This window comes from Rhodococcus sp. P3_B8, assembly GCF_056402775.1.
In genome coordinates this window covers 1-17,437 of the sequence record NZ_JBFUGT010000009.1, presented here as the reverse complement: position 1 = coordinate 17,437, position 17,437 = coordinate 1, and the positions used below count along the sequence as shown (strand labels likewise).

The 17,437-nt window shown below is 68.3% G+C and carries 16 protein-coding genes; 3 read left to right on the top strand and 13 right to left on the bottom strand.

The features are described 5' to 3' along the window. Positions 1-57 precede the first annotated feature (57 nt). Both AC1D1G_RS06115 and AC1D1G_RS06110 read left to right on the top strand, forming a co-directional pair. Positions 58-1,215, top strand: coding sequence for an acyl-CoA dehydrogenase family protein (locus AC1D1G_RS06115; protein ID WP_280780387.1), 1,158 nt, complete (start codon positions 58-60; stop codon positions 1,213-1,215). A gap of 49 nt (positions 1,216-1,264) precedes the next feature. Continuing rightward, positions 1,265-2,029: a trans-aconitate 2-methyltransferase gene (locus AC1D1G_RS06110; RefSeq protein ID WP_283353259.1), complete on the top strand. Its 765-nt coding sequence runs from the start codon at positions 1,265-1,267 to the stop codon at positions 2,027-2,029. A 26-nt stretch (positions 2,030-2,055) separates the two neighbouring features. Here the strand turns inward: AC1D1G_RS06110 and AC1D1G_RS06105 are convergent, their stop codons facing one another. From AC1D1G_RS06105 to AC1D1G_RS06080, 6 genes are all read right to left on the bottom strand, one after another. Continuing rightward, a complete protein-coding gene (locus AC1D1G_RS06105) occupies positions 2,056-2,997 on the bottom strand; it encodes a TAXI family TRAP transporter solute-binding subunit (protein WP_477951508.1) in 942 nt (313 codons plus the stop codon). Further along, positions 2,994-4,409, bottom strand: coding sequence for a sensor histidine kinase (locus tag AC1D1G_RS06100; protein ID WP_477951507.1), 1,416 nt, complete (start codon positions 4,407-4,409; stop codon positions 2,994-2,996). The genes AC1D1G_RS06105 and AC1D1G_RS06100 overlap by 4 nt, the downstream gene beginning before the upstream one ends. A 1-nt stretch (position 4,410) precedes the next feature. Then, on the bottom strand, positions 4,411-5,070 hold the full coding sequence (locus AC1D1G_RS06095; RefSeq protein ID WP_005261382.1) for a response regulator transcription factor: 660 nt from the start codon (positions 5,068-5,070) through the stop codon (positions 4,411-4,413). Positions 5,071-5,085: 15 nt separating this feature from the next. Next, positions 5,086-6,453, bottom strand: a complete 1,368-nt coding sequence (locus AC1D1G_RS06090) for an MFS transporter (protein WP_477951506.1) — start codon at positions 6,451-6,453, stop codon at positions 5,086-5,088. 138 nt (positions 6,454-6,591) lie between these two features. After that, complete coding sequence (locus tag AC1D1G_RS06085) at positions 6,592-7,725, bottom strand: CaiB/BaiF CoA transferase family protein (RefSeq protein WP_283353256.1); 1,134 nt, start codon at positions 7,723-7,725, stop codon at positions 6,592-6,594. Beyond that, entirely contained in the window at positions 7,722-8,894 is a 1,173-nt protein-coding gene (locus AC1D1G_RS06080) for an acyl-CoA dehydrogenase family protein (RefSeq protein WP_283353255.1), read from the bottom strand. Before AC1D1G_RS06080 ends, AC1D1G_RS06085 begins: the two co-directional genes overlap by 4 nt. Before the next feature lie 147 nt (positions 8,895-9,041). Here AC1D1G_RS06080 and AC1D1G_RS06075 point away from each other — a divergent pair, with 147 nt between their 5' ends. Next, positions 9,042-10,076: a LacI family DNA-binding transcriptional regulator gene (locus AC1D1G_RS06075; protein ID WP_283336287.1), complete on the top strand. Its 1,035-nt coding sequence runs from the start codon at positions 9,042-9,044 to the stop codon at positions 10,074-10,076. Here the strand turns inward: AC1D1G_RS06075 and AC1D1G_RS06070 are convergent, their stop codons facing one another. The 7 genes from AC1D1G_RS06070 to AC1D1G_RS06040 form a co-directional block, all read right to left on the bottom strand. Continuing rightward, the gene (locus tag AC1D1G_RS06070) at positions 10,077-11,600 is read right to left on the bottom strand and encodes an acyl-CoA synthetase (RefSeq protein ID WP_477951505.1); all 1,524 of its coding nucleotides are present in this window, start codon (positions 11,598-11,600) and stop codon (positions 10,077-10,079) included. Between the two features lie 45 nt (positions 11,601-11,645). Further along, on the bottom strand, positions 11,646-12,254 hold the full coding sequence (locus AC1D1G_RS06065) for a hypothetical protein (protein WP_005251516.1): 609 nt from the start codon (positions 12,252-12,254) through the stop codon (positions 11,646-11,648). Between the two features lie 162 nt (positions 12,255-12,416). Beyond that, a complete protein-coding gene (locus AC1D1G_RS06060) occupies positions 12,417-13,199 on the bottom strand; it encodes an enoyl-CoA hydratase (RefSeq protein ID WP_283336284.1) in 783 nt (260 codons plus the stop codon). 43 nt (positions 13,200-13,242) lie between these two features. Further along, positions 13,243-14,424: a fumarylacetoacetase gene (fahA, locus tag AC1D1G_RS06055; protein WP_280780398.1), complete on the bottom strand. Its 1,182-nt coding sequence runs from the start codon at positions 14,422-14,424 to the stop codon at positions 13,243-13,245. Then, positions 14,421-15,278, bottom strand: a complete 858-nt coding sequence (locus tag AC1D1G_RS06050; RefSeq protein ID WP_283353310.1) for a hypothetical protein — start codon at positions 15,276-15,278, stop codon at positions 14,421-14,423. Before AC1D1G_RS06050 ends, fahA begins: the two co-directional genes overlap by 4 nt. Continuing rightward, positions 15,275-16,474 (bottom strand): homogentisate 1,2-dioxygenase domain-containing protein, encoded by a 1,200-nt coding sequence (locus AC1D1G_RS06045; protein ID WP_477951504.1) that lies wholly within the window; start codon positions 16,472-16,474, stop codon positions 15,275-15,277. The genes AC1D1G_RS06050 and AC1D1G_RS06045 overlap by 4 nt, the downstream gene beginning before the upstream one ends. Before the next feature lie 99 nt (positions 16,475-16,573). Continuing rightward, entirely contained in the window at positions 16,574-17,128 is a 555-nt protein-coding gene (locus AC1D1G_RS06040) for a MarR family winged helix-turn-helix transcriptional regulator (RefSeq protein WP_280780400.1), read from the bottom strand. Positions 17,129-17,437 lie beyond the last annotated feature (309 nt).

Genomic DNA, 17,437 nt, shown 5'->3' with positions numbered 1-17,437 from the left:
AATCATCGGCAAGGTCGTACTACGCAGTTACGCACTGTAATTCGAAGGAGAAAGCCCGTGCAGCGTACGGTGTTCAACGAAGATCACGACGCGTTCCGGAAGACGATCCGCGACTTCATCGCCAAGGAAGTCGCCCCCGTCCACCACGAGTGGGAGGGCGAAGGGCATCCCCCGCGCGACTTCTACCGTCGTCTCGGGGAGCTCGGGGTACTCGGCATCCAGGTGCCGGAGGAGTTCGGCGGCGGCGGTGAGAAGAGTTTCAAGTTCGCGGCGGTGGTCGGCGAGGAGACGGCGGCCGCCGGAGTCACGTTCGGCAGCTACTCGGTGCACACCAACCTGATCCTGCCGTACCTGCTCGAGTACGCGAACGACGAGCAGAAGCAGCGGTGGCTCCCCGGATTCGCGTCCGGCGACATCATGTTCGCCATCGCGATGACCGAGCCGGGAACCGGTTCGGACCTCGCGAACATCGCGACGTCGGCCAAGCTGTCCGACGACGGGTCGCACTACGTCCTGAACGGCGCGAAGACGTTCATCACCGGTGGCGCGCTCGCCGACCGGATCCTCGTGGTGTGCCGCACCGCGCCCAGCACCCCCGAGGACCGCCGGGCCGGTCTCACCATCCTCGTCGTCGACACCACGTCCGAGGGTTTCGCGGTGGGTCGCAAGATCGAGAAGATCGGCCTGAAGGCCTCGGACACCGCCGAACTGTCCTTCACCGACGTCAAGGTGCCCGTGGCGGACCGACTCGGCGACGAAGGTGCCGGTTTCAGCTACCTCACCCACAACCTCGCCCAGGAACGCCTCTCCATCGCGCTCGGCGGGTCGGCGACCGCGGCCGCGGCGTTGCAGCACGCGATCGCGTACGTGAAGGAGCGCAAGGTGTTCGGCAAGCCAGTCGCGGCGTTCCAGAACACCAAGTTCGTGCTCGCCGAGTGCGCCACCGAGGTCGAGGCGATCCAGCTGATGGCCGACCGGGCGCTCGAACTGCACGACGCCGGCGAACTCACGGTGGCGGATGCCGCGAAGGCGAAGCTGTTCTGCACCGAGGCCGCGGGCCGGGTCATCGACAAGTGCCTGCAACTGCACGGCGGATACGGCTACATCCTCGAGTACCCCATCGCGCGCCTGTACGCGGACACCCGCGTCTCCCGCATCTACGGCGGCACGAGCGAGGTCATGAAGACGATCATCGCGAAGGATCTCGGCCTCTGACCCCACACGCCAACAGTATGGGCGTACTGTTTCAGGCGAGGAGGACTATATGTGGGATCCGAACAAGTACCTCGCCTTCGCGGACCATCGCGGGCGCCCGTTCTACGAGTTGCTGTCGCGAGTCGACGCGCGGTCACCGCGCCGCGTCGTCGACCTCGGTTGCGGCCCGGGAAACCTGACCGTCAGCCTGGCCGAACGTTGGCCGGACGCCGTCCTCGAGGCCTCCGACAGCTCACCCGAGATGGTCGAGGCCGCGCGTGAACGCGGCCTCGACGCCGGCAGGCAGGACGTGCGCGACTGGACGCCGAAGCCCGACACGGACGTCGTCGTCTCCAACGCCGCCCTGCAGTGGGTGCCCGAACACCGGGAGTTGTTGCGTCGCTGGCCGGCTCAGCTGCCGTCGGGGGCGTGGATCGCAGTGCAGGTTCCCGGCAACTTCGACGCGCCCTCGCACGCAGTCGTCCGGGACCTCGCTTCGAGCGACCGATGGTCCCGGTTGCTGCCGGACGCGCCGTTCCGGGAAAGCAAGGTCGTCGACGATCCCACCGACTACGCCGGTCTACTCGCCGACGCCGGGTGCGCCGTCGATGCCTGGGAGACCACGTACGTGCAGCAGCTGACCGGGGAGAACCCGGTTCTGGAGTGGATCACCGGCACCGCGCTCCGCCCGGTCAAGGACGCCCTCTCGGCGCCGGAGTGGGACCGGTTCCGCGAAGAACTCGTCCCGCTACTCGACGAGGCGTACCCCCGGCGACCGGACGGCAGCACATTCTTCCCGTTCCGGCGCATCTTCGTCGTCGCCCAGGTGCAGTGATCGACCAGGTGTAGTGATCGACCGGCTCAGCCGTGGTGTCTGCGGTACGCCGCGGCCGCGCCGGGGTGCAGTGGAACCCCCGCGGTGACGATCAGCGACTGCCGGTCCAGGAACTGGCTGCCGGTCGCCTGATCCGGCACCAGTTCCGCCGCGTGGTCGATGAGCACCTCGACGATGGCGCCGGCGGCGCTGTCCGAGACGGCCGGGTCGGCGAGCAGCAGGTTCGCGAGACCGATCGTCGCGACCGACGCCTGCTGTCCGTACGTTCCGGGCGGAATCAGCACCGGCTCGTAGCGCGGGCCGAACTGCTCCCGCAGCAATTCCAGTTCGGCAGACAGGTCGAGTAGACGCAGCGGGATCCCGAGATTCGCGAACGACGGCGTGGGCACTCCGCCGGCCCACAGAACCGCGTCGACGGTGCCGTCACGCAGGGCCTGCCCCGCGTCGGTCATCGACAGGTGCAGACGCGTCACGTCTCCCGGACCCGCCAGACCGAGCACCTCGAGGATCCGTTCGCCCGTCAGTTCCGCGCCGGAGCCTGTGGCACCCAGGCTGATTCGGGTACCTCTCAGTTGCGAGGTGTCCGAGATCCCGGAATCGGCGCGCACCGCGAGTTGCATGTAGTTCTCGTACACCTTGCCGATGGCGGTGAACCCGGCGCCGGCCTCGAGAGCCGCCACGGCGGCGTCGGCGAGGCTCAGGGCGAGTTCCGCGTCTCCGGATGCCAGCRCCGCCAGATTGTCCATCGACCCCGCGGTGCGGACCGGGACGATGCTCACCGGCAGTGCGGCACGCTCCGCGGCCTGGGCCGTCAATTGGGCGAACTCCCAGAAGAATCCGCCCTCCTCTCCGGCGGCGAGTCGCAGCGGATCGCGGTCGCTGTCCGAGCACGCGGCGAGCAGCGAACCGGTGGCCGCGGTCGCTCCGGCGGCGACGACGCCGCGTAGAAGTGCACGTCGGGTGATCACGGCGCCACCGCCGGCAGTGTCAGCGTCACCCGGAGTCCGTGTGGCTGCTCCGCGGCGATCGTCAGCGCCCCACCGCCGCCCTCGACGAGCGCGGTCGCGATGGACAACCCGAGCCCGGTGCCCTGCTGCGCCGCGCCGGACCCGCGGAAGAAGCGTGACGACAGTTTGCCGATCTCGTCCTCKCTCACCCCGGCCCCGTCGTCGCTCACCCGGATCTCGATTCCCGCGGCCGACCGTCCCGTGTCGATCCGGACCGTCGAACCTCGACCGGCGTACGCGTGCGCGTTGCTGAGCAGGACGTCCAGGACCTGCGCCAGGTGACTCGACCGGAAGTCGGCGACCAGCGGTTCGGCCGGTTCCCGGAGCACGAGGTCCATCCCCGACTCCGCGAGGGCCTCCGTCCAGGCGTCGGCACGGTCCGCGAGGACGGCACCGACGTCGCATCCGCCGTGCGCGGTCTCGTCGTCGGCGGAGTCCGTGGGCGATTCGGCGACGGCCAGCGCCAGCAGTCCGTCGAGGATCCCGCCGAGCCGATCGACCTCCATCCCCGTGCGACGGTACGTCTCGGCCCCGGCCTCGGCGACGTGCGGGCCGAGGGAATCCAACCGGATGTGCAGGGCCGCGAGGGGGTTTCGGAGCTGATGGGCGGTGTCGGCGATCAGCTGCCGCTGCGCCTGACCGGACGCCTGGATGGCGCCCGACATGGTGTCGAACGCCTTCGCGAGTTCCTGAACCTCGGGTGGCCCGGTGTAGCTGCCGGACGGCTGCCCCGTGCTGCGCCGCGCCCGCGGACGCGGCGACGGGACGGCGTCGGTGAGGGCGCCGACCCTGGCGGTGAGCGCCCCGAGCGGACGAACGGTCCACCGGGACAGCGCGATCGCGACCGCGGTGACCGCCGCCAGCGCGACGAGCGCCCCTGCGACGATCACCACCCACGACGTCCGGATGGACTCCCGTGCGGCGCGGGTGGACACGTCCAGGACGACGGCACCGTCCACCTGCGCGCCCGTTCCGACGGGCACGGCCGACAGGACACGGTCCGCCGACCACGGTGTCAGCGAACCGCTGATCCCCTGCTTCTGGTTGCGCAGTCCCGCCGTGACCGCCGCGGCGACGTCGGCGTCGTCCGGCGACAGTCCGGCGCCCGCGCGGAGGTTGCCTCGCGCGTCGACGATGAGGACGCCCTCGCCGTACAACTCGTGGTAGCGGGCCACCTCCTCCCGCAGCAGCGTGGTACTTCCGGGGGCCTGGGTCTGTCCGGCGAGGCTGGCGAAATGCGTCGCGTCCGCCTCCCTGCTCAGCCGCAGGGCCTGGGTTCTCCCGGCGCTGGTGGCCAGCGCCAGCGGGACGGCGAATGCCACCACCGCGACGGCCGCGAACACCAGCAGGACGGCGAGCACACGGCGGCGCACGTCAGGTGCCCCAGCGGTAGCCGTACCCGCGGATGGTCGAGATGAGCCCGGGCCGGCCCAGTTTCGCGCGCAACCCGGTCATGTGCACGTCGAGGGTGCGTGAGATGGCCACGTACGCGTCGCCCCACACCGCATCCATCAGTTGTTGGCGGCTCACGGCGGCACCGGGACGGGTGACGAGCACCTCGAGAAGCTCGAACTCCTTGGCCGTCAACGCGACCGGAGCGCCGCCGACCTCCACCTCGCGTGCCGCCAGATCGACCACCACGTCACCCTCGGTGACCGTCTGCTCGGCCGAGGCCGCGGTCGCGCGGCGACGCTGGGTCACGACGTCGAGCCGCGCCAGCAATTCCGCGAGCCGCGCCGGCTTGACGAGGTAGTCGTCCGCCCCGCCCCGCAGGCCCCGCACCACCGACCGTTCGTCGTCGCGGGCGGTGAGGATCACCACCGGAACGTCGCTGACGGCCCGCAGCTGCCGGAGCACCTGCAGGCCGTCCGCGTCGGGGAGACCGAGATCGAGTATCACCGCGTCCATACCGCGATGGCCGAGAAGGAGATCGGAGCCGCGCCGCATGCGCACCGCCTCGTGGCCGTGGGTGGCCAATGCTTCCACGAGTGCGTCGCCGACTCCGTCGTCGTCCTCGACCACCGCGATCTGCACTTCTCTTCCCTTCGATCAGCTCCGCGAGTCGACCAGCTCGACGTCGTCGTCCGGGGTGTCCTCCCGGCTGGTCGTCCGGTCGAGCGGCGAACCGTCCGAAGTCTCACGCATGAAGAAGTAGACGACGAGCGAGATCGCGATGCACCCGGTCACGTAGTAGAAGAATAGCGATTCGTGGCCGGCCCGCTTCAGGGCGAGGGCGACGGTCTCGACCGTTCCGCCGAAGATCGCCAGCGTGAGCGCGTACGGCAGCCCGACCCCGAGCGCGCGAACCTTCGTCGGGAACAGCTCGGTCTTCACGATCGCGTTCACCGACGTGTACCCGGTGACGACGATCAGCCCCAGCATCATCAGGCCGAACGCGACCAGGGGGTTCGTCGTGGTCCCGAGCACCGTCATCAGGGGGACGGTGAGCACGGTTCCGCCGATCCCGAAGAAGATGAGCAACTTCCGGCGACCGATGCGGTCGGACAGTGCGCCGCCGATYGGCTGCAACACGATGAACACCAGCAGGGCAGCGAAGTTGATCCACGCCACCGTGTCCTTGGAGATGCCGGACGTATTGATCATGTACTTCTGCATGTACGTGGTGTACGTGTAGAACGCCACGCAACCACCGAGCGTCAGGGCGCACACCAGCAGGCACTCGCGGGGGTACTGCAGCAGCATCCGGAGCGAACCTTCCTTCGGCCCACCGTCCGAGGAGTCTGCGTCACGCTTCGCCTCCACCTCGTCGGTGAACGCCTCCGACTCGTCCATCGTGCGACGGAGCCACATCACCGCGACGGCACCGGCGGCGCCGATCAGGAACGGGATCCGCCAGCCCCACGACTGCATGGCCTCCGCAGGCAACGTCAGCTGCAGGATGATCTGCACACCCAGTGCGATCAGCTGCCCGGCGACAAGCGTGACGTACTGGAAGCTCGAGTAGAACCCGCGCCTGCCGGGCGACACGACCTCGGCCAGGTACGTGGCGCTGGTGGCGTACTCGCCGCCGACCGACAGTCCCTGCAGCATCCGGGCGATCACCAGAAGGACCGGTGCCACGAGCCCGATGCTCGCGTAGGACGGCGTGACGGCGATGACGAGCGAACCCGCCGCCATCACGGTCACCGACAGGGTGAGCGCCGATCGGCGTCCGTGCCGGTCGGCGTACCGTCCCATGATCCAGCCGCCGATCGGCCGCATCAGGAATCCGACCGCGAAAACGGCTGCCGTGGAAAGCAGCTGCGCGGTGGTGTCGCCTTCCGGGAAGAACTCCTTCGCGAAGTACACACTGAACGCCGCGTAGACGTACCAGTCGTACCATTCGATCAGGTTGCCGACCGAACCTTTCAAAACATTGCCGATGACTCGGCGCTCACCCGTCGATGTGGTGCTCACGCGGGACTCCTCTCGATGCTCTGGATCTCTGCGTTCACACCACAGTGGGTCACGTCACATCGATACGGAAGGGCCGCGGAGCCTTCCTAACACTCCCTTAGGGAAGAGCCCCCGTGAGTACTTGTTAACCGCGGGCGGTTAACAAGTACTCACGGCTGGGGTGTCCTCGCCGAGCCGCGGCGGCGCGCTGCGGTAGCTCGCCGGGGTGGCGCTGAGCCGGATCGGGTTCGCCACCTGACGTACGGGCCGGTCCCTGCGGGGGTCGTCGATCTCGACCACCGGATTCAGCCCGAGCCGCTCGGCGAGCGCCACTGCGTCGGCGATGTCGTTGAGCGGACCGCACGGGACACCCTGCGCGGTCAGCTTCTCGAACCACTCGTCCGCCGAGCCCGCGGACAGCGCCGCGGTGATGTCCCGGACCAGTTGCTCGCGGTGCGCCACCCGTTGCGTGTTGGTCGCGTACCGCTCGTCGCCGGCGAGTTCGGGCACACCGAGAACCTCGACGAGAGAGGCGAACTGACGGTTGTTCCCCACCGCCAGCACCAGCGGACGGTCGCCGGTCCGGAAGACCTCGTACGGCGCGATGCTGGGGTGCCGGTTGCCCATCGCCTGCGGGACGACACCGGCACCCACGTACCCCGACGTCTGGTTCGCGAGGGCGGACAGCAGCGACGACAGCAGGTTCACCTCGACCCGCTGCCCCTCCCCGGTGCGGTCACGGTGACGCAGCGCCGCCAGGATCCCGACCGCGGCGTGCAGTCCGGTGATGATGTCGACGACGGCCACCCCGACCTTCGTCGGAACGCCAGGTTCGGGACCGGTGATGCTCATCAACCCGCCGACGGCCTGGATGAGCAGGTCGTACCCGGGCAGGTTGTTCTCGCCGCCGAACCCGGTGACGGAGCAGTAGACCACGTCGGGATTGATCTCCCGCACGGCGTCGTAGCCGAGCCCGAGCCGGTCCATCGTGCCGGGAAGGAAGTTCTCCACCACCACGTCGGCCCGGGCGACCAGTTCCCGCGCCTGCTGCAGGTCGGCGGGGTCACGCAGATCCCAGGCGAAGGACCGCTTGTTGCGGTTGACGGACTGGAAGTAGGTGGATTCGTCGCCCACCCACGGCGGCCCCCACTGCCGGGTGTCGTCCCCGACACCGGCGCGCTCGATCTTGACGACGTCGGCGCCGAGATCGGCGAGCAGCATCGTGGCGTACGGCCCGGCGAGCACCCGTCCGAAGTCGGCGATCAGCAGGCCATCCAGGGATGCACTTCTCACCGGAACGCTGCCTCGCCCGTCAGCGCCTTGCCGATCACGAGCTGGTGGACCTCGGACGTCCCCTCGTAGGTGAGCACGGACTCGAGGTTGTTGGCGTGGCGGATCACGGGGTATTCCAGCGTGATTCCGTTGGCGCCGAGGATGGTGCGGCACTCGCGGGCGATGGCGATGGCCTCGCGGACGTTGTTCAGCTTGCCCGTGCTGACCTGCTCGGGACGTGCCACGCCGCGATCCTTGAGACGTCCGAGGTGGTACGCCAGCAGGTGGCCCTTGCCGACCTCGAGGGCCATGTCGGCGATCTTGACCTGCGTGATCTGGTAGGCGGCGAGCGACTTGTCGAAGACCTGACGGTCCTGCGCGTAGGAGATGGCCGATTCGAGGCAGTCGCGGGCGGCGCCCATCGCACCGAAGATGATGCCGAACCGGGCCTCGTTGAGGCAGCCGAGCGGACCGGACAGTCCCTTGGCCTCCGGCAGCATCGCGGATTCGGGCAGCCGGACGTCCTCGAGCACGAGCTCCGAGGTGACGGACGCCCGCAGCGACATCTTGTGCTTGATCTCGGGCGCCGAGAAGCCGGGGGTGTCGGTGGGCACGACGAATCCGCGGATGCCGTCGTCGGTGCGCGCCCACACGACGGCAACGTCGGCGACGGATCCGTTGGTGATCCACATCTTGGTGCCGTTGAGGATCCAGTCGTCACCGTCCCGCTTGGCGCCCGTGCGCATGCCTGCGGGGTTGGAGCCGAAGTCGGGCTCGGTCAGTCCGAAGCAGCCGATCGCCTTGCCGGCGGCCATCCGGGGCAGCCATTCCTGCTTCTGGTCTTCGCTGCCGTAGTGGTGGATCGCGTACATGGCCAGCGAGCCCTGGACGGACACGAGGCTGCGGATTCCGGAGTCGACGGCCTCGAGTTCGAGGCAGGCCAGGCCGTAGGCGGTGGCGCTCATGCCGGCGCAGCCGTATCCGTCGAGGTGCATACCGAGCACGCCGAGTTCGCCCAGCCCTTGCGCCAGTTCACGCACGGGCAGCGCCGCCGCTTCGAACCATTCGCCGATGTGGGGCCGGATCTTCTCGTCCGCGAATCGGCGCACGGTGTCGCGGATCGCGATCTCCTCGGTGTCGAGCAGCGAGTCGAGGGCGAACAGCTGGGACAGGGACTGCGAGTCGGACATTGTTCCTCCACGGGGCCGGTGGGGCTGATGTGCAAACGTTCGCGAGAACGATTGCACGAACGATTTCGTCACGTAGACTAAGGCGCGTTCCGGCAGCCGTCAACCACGACACCCGCCGGCCCCCGTCCCCGAGCGCGAGGATTGCCCGTGAACCAGCCGGACCGCCCGACACGCACCTCCGGGCGTCCGCCTACCCTCCGCGAGATCGCCGAACGCGCCGGCGTCCACGTGTCGACGGCATCCCGGGTGCTCCGGCAGCCCGAACCCGCCGACGGCTGGTCCGAGGCCGCGCTGCGGGTGCGCGAGGTGGCGGTGGAACTCGGCTACCAGCCCAACCTGTGGGCCGCGAGCCTGCGGACACGCAAGACCACCACCCTCGGCGTCGTCATGCCGCGACTCACCGACGGCGTGGTCGCGACCATGTTCCAGGGCATCGAGGAGACGGCCACGCAGGCCGGCTACTCGGTGTTGCTGTCGAGCCCACCGGACGACCTCGACGCCCAGCGCCGCGCCATCGAGTTCCTCGTCAGCAGGCAGGTGGACGGCCTGCTGCTCAGCAGCCTGCACAGTCCCGGCCGCGAATTCGTCGACTCACTGTCGGTGGGGGCTTTGCCGATGCTGCAGCTCAACCGGCACGCCGACGTCGGTCTGCCGTTCGTGTCCGGCGACGACCACCGGGGCGGCTACCTCGCCGGACGCCATCTCCTCGACCGCGGCTTCACCGAGGTCGCCGTCATCACAGGCCCCGACCATGCGAGCACCTCCCGCGACCGCCTCGCCGGATTCCGCGCCGCACTGGCCGAGAACGGCATCGAACTCCGCCCGGATCGTGTCGTCCGCTCCGACTTCGACGTGTCCGGCGGTGTCGCCGCGGCCACCGTTCTCCTCGAGTCGGATTCGCGTCCCGAGGCGATCTTCACCGTCAGCGACACCATCGCGATCGGCGTCCTCGGCGTCGCCCGCGACCTCGGGCTGCGGATCCCCGACGACCTCGCGCTCGTCGGGTACAACGACATTCCGGTGGTCGCCCAGCTGCCGGTGCCGCTGACGACCGTCCGCTCACCCGCGCGCCTGATCGGCGCGACGGGTGTGCGTCATCTCCTGTCGATCATCGCGGGCAACGACGTGGAATCGGTGAAACTCCCGGTCGAGCTGATCGAGCGGGCATCGACCAGGAAGTAGTCAGAGCGTCGCCCGCAGTTCCCGCTTGAGCAGCTTCCCGCTCTGGTTGCGGGGCAGTTCGTCCACGAACACCACCTGCTTGGGCACCTTGAACGGTGCGATACGTTCCTTGACGTGGGCGATCAACCCGTCCGGTGTCACGCCGGCGGCATCCTCCCGCAACACCACGACCGCGGTGATCGCCTCGATCCACTTGTCGTCCGGCGTCCCGATGACCGCGACCTCGGCCACGTCCGGATGCGTGTAGACCGCATCCTCGACCTCCCGCGACGCCACCAGGATGCCGCCGGTGTTGATGACGTCCTTGATGCGGTCGACGACGGTGATGTACCCCTCCGGGTCCCGCGTCACGAGATCCCCCGAGTGGAACCAGCCGTCGCGGAACGCCTCCGCGGTGGCGTCGGGATTGTCCCAGTACCCCAGACACAGCTGGGGTGAACGGTAGAGCACCTCACCGGGCGTGCCGTCCGGAACGTCGTTGCCGTCCGGGTCCACCACCCGCGTCTCGACGAAGAACACGGCCTTGCCGCACGACGACGGCCGGTCCTCGTGTTCCCCCGGCTGCAGCACCGTGGCGAGCGGACCGATCTCGGACTGTCCGAAGCAGTTGTAGAAGCCGAGGTCGGGGTAGCGTTCACGCAGCTTGTTCAGCACCGTCACCGGCATGATCGACGCGCCGTACTGCGCCTTCTTCAGCGACGACAGGTCGCGGGTCCCGAGATCCGGATGTCCGGCGAGCGGCACCCACACCGTCGGCGCCAGGAACAGCGAGCCGATGCGATCCGCCTCGATGCGCCGCAGGATCTCCGGAATGTCCGGGGTCTGCATCAGATTCACCGAGGCGCCCACCGACAGGTACGGCATCAGGAAGACGTGCATGCCCGCCGAGTGGTACAGCGGCATGCAGATCAGCGGATTGTCGCCGTCGCTCAGCGCGAGGGCGATCACGGAAGACACATACTCGTGCACGAGCCCGCCGTGAGTCATCATGGCGCCCTTCGGCTTCGACGTCGTCCCGGACGTGTACAGCAACTGCGCCAGATCGGTGGCCGCGACCGGCACCGCGAGCACGGGGACCTCGCCGGAGCCGCTGTGGGCGAGCAGCGAGTCTTCGGCGTCGCGCAGGGGAATCACGTGGCGCAGATCGAGGACGCCGCGGACCGAGTCGAGCGTGCCCCTCAGCGCCGGATCGACCAGCACGGCGGCGCTCCCGGACTGCGACACCAGATAGGTCAGCTCGTCACCCTCGAGCGCATAGTTGACGGGGACGTGCACGAGACCCGCACGCGCGCAGGCCAGGAACCCGATCGTGTACGCGTCCGAGTTCGTGCCGTACGCGGCCACCCGCTCACCGGCCGACAGTCCGAGCGACTGCAGGTAGGCGGCCGCCCGGCTGACCGCGTCGTCGAGTTCACGGTACGTCCACGTGCGGTCCTCGAACGTCAGTGCCCGGCGGTCGGGGAACTTGGCGGCCGAGCGCCGCAGCACTCCGTCGACGGTATCGGTACGCGCATCCAGACTCATGCACGAAGGTTATAGGACGTCCAAGTACCTTGCCGGAGGTTTCGGCTACCGCCCTGCAGGCACCAGCATCGGCTCGTGCATGTCGTAGTACGACACGTCGCCCATCAACCGCCCCTCTTCCTCGAACAACGACCTCAGGTCGTCCGGGATCTCGACCTTCTCGTGCTCGCGAGCCTCCGATTCCGAGGTGAAGTACACCGCCTCGACATACCCGCCGTCGCCGTACGTGCACAACGTTCCGCCGAGGATCTCCGGGCGCAGCTGATGAACCTGGGGTTCGGCCTGTTCCAGCAGCTCCCGCATCCGGCTCGCGTCGGTGGTGTGCCCCTCCATGACCTGAACGAATGTCGCGTCGTCCGAGCCGCCACCCATCCACTCCATCACGTCCGGGCAGTCCATGAACGACACGGCACCCTCGAAGCACCTCTCGGTCTCTGCCCACCACGCGCCCTGCTCAGGACGCTCGCTGTTACGCCGGGCCGCTTCGGCCGATTCGAACCGCGCGAGTGCGATGAACGTTCCGTCGTCGCACAATCCCTGGGTGCAGCCCAGGAAGCCCGTCGCTCCCGGTCGCACGTCCTCCGTCCAGCGGTCCATGCACCGGCGTAGGCCGGCCTCGTCGGACACCTTTCCTTGAATAACCTGGATGAACATCGATAGTCACCTCCCGCGGGACGGTCGCCCCGCAGTGAGAACGATCTCGGTGACCGACCCGTCGCGGTCCACCGTCAGCGGGCACCGACGGCCCGCGGCCGCAGCCACTGCACACTTGATCCTTCGCCGGTTCGCTGGACCGCGCAATGCAGACAGCGCGCGCTATTTTCCCTGCCACTGCGGTGTGCGCTTCTCGACGAACGCCTGCATGCCCTCCTGGGCGTCGCACGTGATCGCGTTGGTGGCCATCGTCTCCGCCATCGCCGCGTAGGCCTCGCCCTGAGGGAGCTCGATCTGCCGGTAGAACGCCTGCTTGCCGATCTTCACCGTGAGCGGGCTGGCCTTCGTGATCTTCGCGGCGAGAGTCCGGGTCTGCGCGTCGAGTTCCTCGGGTGCCACGACCAGGTTCACCAGCCCCCAGTCCGCGGCGGTCTCCGCCCCGATCGTCTCCCCGGTGAGCAGCATCTGCAGGGCACGCTTACGTCCGATCGCACGACTGAGGGCCACCATCGGGGTGGAGCAGAACAGGCCGATCTTCACCCCCGGCGTCCCGAACACGGCGTTCGACGACGCGACGACCAGGTCGCACGACGCGGCGAGCTGACAGCCCGCCGCGACGGCCGCGCCCTGGACGGACGCGATGACCGGTTGGGGAATGTCCTGCACGGTCTGCATCATCTCGACGCAGGTGTCGAAGATGGCCTGCTCCTCCTCGAGTGTGCGGCCGATCATCTCCTTCAGGTCGTGGCCTGCGGAGAACACCGGTCCTGCAGCCCTGATGACGACGACGCGGGTGGTGTCGTCGTCGCCCAGCTTCCGGAGCGCCGCGGTGACGTCCCGCATGGCCTCGGACGACAGCGGATTCCGCTGCTCGGGGCGGTTCAGGGTGAGGAACGCGACGCCGGTGTCCGGCTCGGCAGTGGTCTCAACGAAGTTCTCGGTCATGACTACTGCCTACCACCCGTGAGTACTTATCAACCGCCCGCGGTTAACAAGTACTCACGGGCGGAGCAATGCGGGCCCGCACCTCACCGAAGCCGATGCGGGTGCCGTTCGGGCCCGGTGCGGTGGCGGAGATGGCGATCTCGTCGCCGTCCTCGAGGAACGTGCGCTTCTCGTCCCCGACGACGACAGGTTCCTGTCCACCCCAGGTCAGTTCGATGAACGCACCACGCTGATCCTTCTCGGGTCCGGAGATGGTGCCCGACGCAAACAGGTCGCCCGTGCTGGCAGCGGCGCCGTTGATCGTGGTGTGTGCGAGCATCTGCGCCGGCGACCAGTACATCTGCGCATACGGCGGACGCGACACGACGTGTCCGTTCCATTCGACGGCCAGGTCGATGTCCAGGCCCCACTTCTCCTCGCCGCGCAGGTACGGCAGCGGCTGCGGATCCTGCGTCGGGGTGTCGATGCGGGCCGCCTCGAGCGCGTCGAGCGGAACCACCCACGGAGAAATCGACGTCGCGAAGCTCTTCCCGAGGAACGGGCCGAGCGGCACGTACTCCCAGGCCTGGATGTCGCGGGCGGACCAGTCGTTCACGACGACCGCCCCGAACACATACTCCGCGAACTGATCCGGGGTGATCGTCTCCCCCAGCTTCGTCGGGACACCGACGAGGAAGCCCATCTCGGCCTCGATGTCGAGGCGGCGGGACGGCCCGAAGTCGGGGGCGTCCTGAGCCGGGGTCTTGCGCTGCCCGCAGGGCCGGATGACGTCCGTGCCGGACACGATGACGGTGCTCGACCGCCCGTGGTATCCAACCGGCAGGTGCTTCCAATTGGGCATCAGCGGCTCGGAGTCGGGGCGGAACAGTCGCCCGAGATTCGTGGCGTGGTACTCGGAGGCGTAGAAGTCGACGTAGTCGGCGACGGCCACCGGCAGGTGCATCGTCACGTCCTCGACGGCGAACACCGCGGTGTCGGCGACGTCGCCCTGCACGAGTTCGGTGATCTGCCTGCGGACCTCGGTCCAGCGGGCCCGGCCCTGCGCCATGAAGGCGTTGAGGGTGGGCTGTGCGAAGACGTCGTCACCCAGTGCGGCGGCGAGATCCACGACGGAATCTCCCACCCGCACTCCGACCCGTGGGGTCGAGTCGGCGGTCGAGAACACGCCGTACGGCAGGTTCTCGATTCCGAAGAGGGAATCTGCGGGGATGTCGAGGACGGTCATGCGTGGGCTCCTTGATCTGCGGAGGCGAGGACGGAAGACGGCACGAGGTGCAGTGCGACGAGATCCTCGAGGGGTTCGAGGATGCTGCACGTGCCGAAGGATCGGAAGGCGGTGCGAACGGCGCCGACGACGTCGGCCGGGAGGTCGCGCAGCTCGCGGGCGAGCGGTGTGCCGTCACGTCCGGCGAGGGTGGCGGCCACCTCGTCGACGCCGGCGCCGCCGAGTGCGTGCCGGGTGGCGAGCAGCACGTTGAGGAAACCGTGCTGTTCGAATCCCGTGTGCGGATCGGTGTTGCGGACGGCGTGGTGCAGTCCGGCGGTGGCCTTGAACGGGATTCCCGACGCGATGACGGTGTGCAGCGCAGCGGCGAGTTCGGTCTCGTCCGGGTAGGCCTCGGCGACCACGCCACCCGTGCGGAACTTCGCCGCGAACGGGCCGCCGGTCAGTGCGGCGAGGAAGTCGGGCCGGCGCTCGCCACGCGGCACCTCCACGAACACGTCGAGCCCGGCGGTCAGCGCCTCGACGGCGTCCATCGCAGCGAAGAACTCCGCGGCCGTCTGGTCTGCGGGCACCGCGATCTCGAGTGCCACCGCGGTGGCACCGTCGATCTGCGCGAGGCGGTCGAGTGCGGGTTCGAGCGTGGCCGGACCGCCGGGCAGCGTCAGGCTCAGTTCGAGCGCACCGGGGGTCAATTCGCCCAGCCGGGCGACCGGAAAGACGAAGGGACCGACCAGATCCGCGTACGGCGCCGACAAATGTCCGGCGTGCGCGGGCAGGGCGTCGGGCAGGGGTGCGTTTCCGGGCGGGAAGAGGGCGGCGTCGTCGCAGAGACCGGCGAAGAGGGCGGAGATCACGGCGTCGGCCCCCGCCCTGCCCACGTCCACGCGTAGCCCGAGTCCTCGCACGCCACGGCACCCTCGCCGAGTTCGAGCGGGCGGAACGTGTCGACCATGACGGCGAGTTCGTCGAAGAACTCGGCCCCGATGCTGCGTTCGTACGCGCCGGGCTGCGGACCGTGCGCATGGCCGCCGGGATGAATCGAGATCGAGCCCTGGCCGATGCCGGAACCCTTGCGCGCCTCGTAGTCTCCGCCGACGTAGAACATGATCTCGTCGGAGTCGACGTTCGAGTGGTAGTACGGCACCGGAATCGACAGCGGGTGGTAGTCGACCTTGCGGGGCACAAAATTGCAGATGACGAAGTTGTTGCCCTCGAACGCCTGGTGCGCCGGCGGCGGCTGGTGCACGCGCCCGGTGATGGGCTCGTAGTCGGAGATGTTGAACGTGTAGGGGTAGAGGCACCCGTCCCAGCCCACGACGTCGAAGGGATGGTGCGGGTACACCATTCGCGTGCCGACGATCCCGTGCGACGTCCGATGCTTGACGAGCACCTCCACGTCGGTGCCCTCGACCTGCAGCGTGTCGGACGGCCCGTGCAGGTCGCGCTCGCAGTAGGGCGCGTTCTCGAGCAGCTGACCGAACCGGGACAGGTAACGCTTCGGCGGGACGATGTGACTGTTGGCCTCCATCGCGTAGGCACGCAACGGTTCCGGTCCCTGCGGGATCCAGCGGTGGGTGGTCGACATCGGAATGAGAACGTAGTCGCCCTGCTTCGCCTCGAGCGCGCCGAACACGGTTTCGACGGTGGCGGCACCGGATTCGACGTAGACCATCTCGTCGCCGATCGCGTTGCGGTACAGCGGCGACTCCTTGGCGGCGACCACGTAGGAGATGCGGACGTCCGCGTTGCCGAGGATCAACCGGCGTCCGGTGACCACGTCGGTGTCGGCCCAGACCGTGTCCGGGAACAGGTCGTGCAACTTGAGGTGGCGCGGCTTGAGCGGATGATTGGGTGTCGTGCTCTGGTCGGGCAGGTCCCACACGGTGGCATCAACGATCGCCGACGGGATGTGGCGGTGGTAGAGCAGTGAGGAGTCGGAGGAGAACCCCTCTTCTCCCATCAATTCCTCGAAGTAGAGCTGACCGTTGTCGTMACGGTGCTGGGTGTGCCGCTTGGGCGGGATGTTGCCCACGTGCCGATAGAACGCCATGACCGGCCTCCCTAGAAGTGCGTGTCCGTAGTAGTAAACACATTAACTAAATTACGGGCGTGATGGCAAGCACAGATTTCCCGGGAGGCACAGCAGGGGTCAGTTACGCCCGCGGACGTCGAACTGGCTGCGGTTGGTGATCAGCTTGTCCAGCAGCATGACGAGAATGCGCTGCTCCGGTTCGGTGAGAACACTCGCCCAGGCATGTTCCCGCTCGTTCTGCTCACGGTAGATCTCACCGATCTCGCTCCGGCCCTTCTCGGTGAGCGACAACTGGACGGACCGACCGTCCCGCTCGTCCGGGGTCCGCTCCATCAGACCACCACCGACCAGCGTCTTCGTCAGATTCGAGACGGCCGCCCTGCTCATACCGGTGAGCTTGGCCGCCGTCTTCGACTCGACGGGCCCGGCCAGCCATGTCACGAACATCAGCCGGAACGCCGACCACGACAGGCCGCGCGGGCGGTGAATCGACGACTCCAGGTCGTACGTCACCACGTTCGACGCGCGGTTCAACGTCAGGAGGACTTGGGTGGCGAGTTCGTGCGTCGAGCCGTATTCCGTGCTCAGGCGCCGGTTCGCCAGTTCGATGAACGACCAGAAGTCGAGGCTGTCCGGTACCTCGACGGGCACCGGCGCTGCGTCATCGGTCATGGGGGAACCCTATCGCGAGCTGGTGGCGGGCCCAGTGCCCGCCACCTCCGCTTTTAGTATATCTATGAACTATATGCCTTCGGCCTGTGAGTACTTATTAACGCCCGGGGGGCTGTTGCGGAATTGAGTGAGGGCGGTCCGGGTGCGGGTGTCTCGTGCCGAGGTGGGTGCCGGTGCGGGGGTGGCCCCCGCCGGGTCAGGGGGTGGCCGGGAGCGGGGTGCCGCCGGTCAGGTGGGTGAGGATCTTGCCGAGGTTGTGCACGGCGGCGTGGAACGCCCATTCGCTGCGGGCGCGGTCGAGTCCGCGGC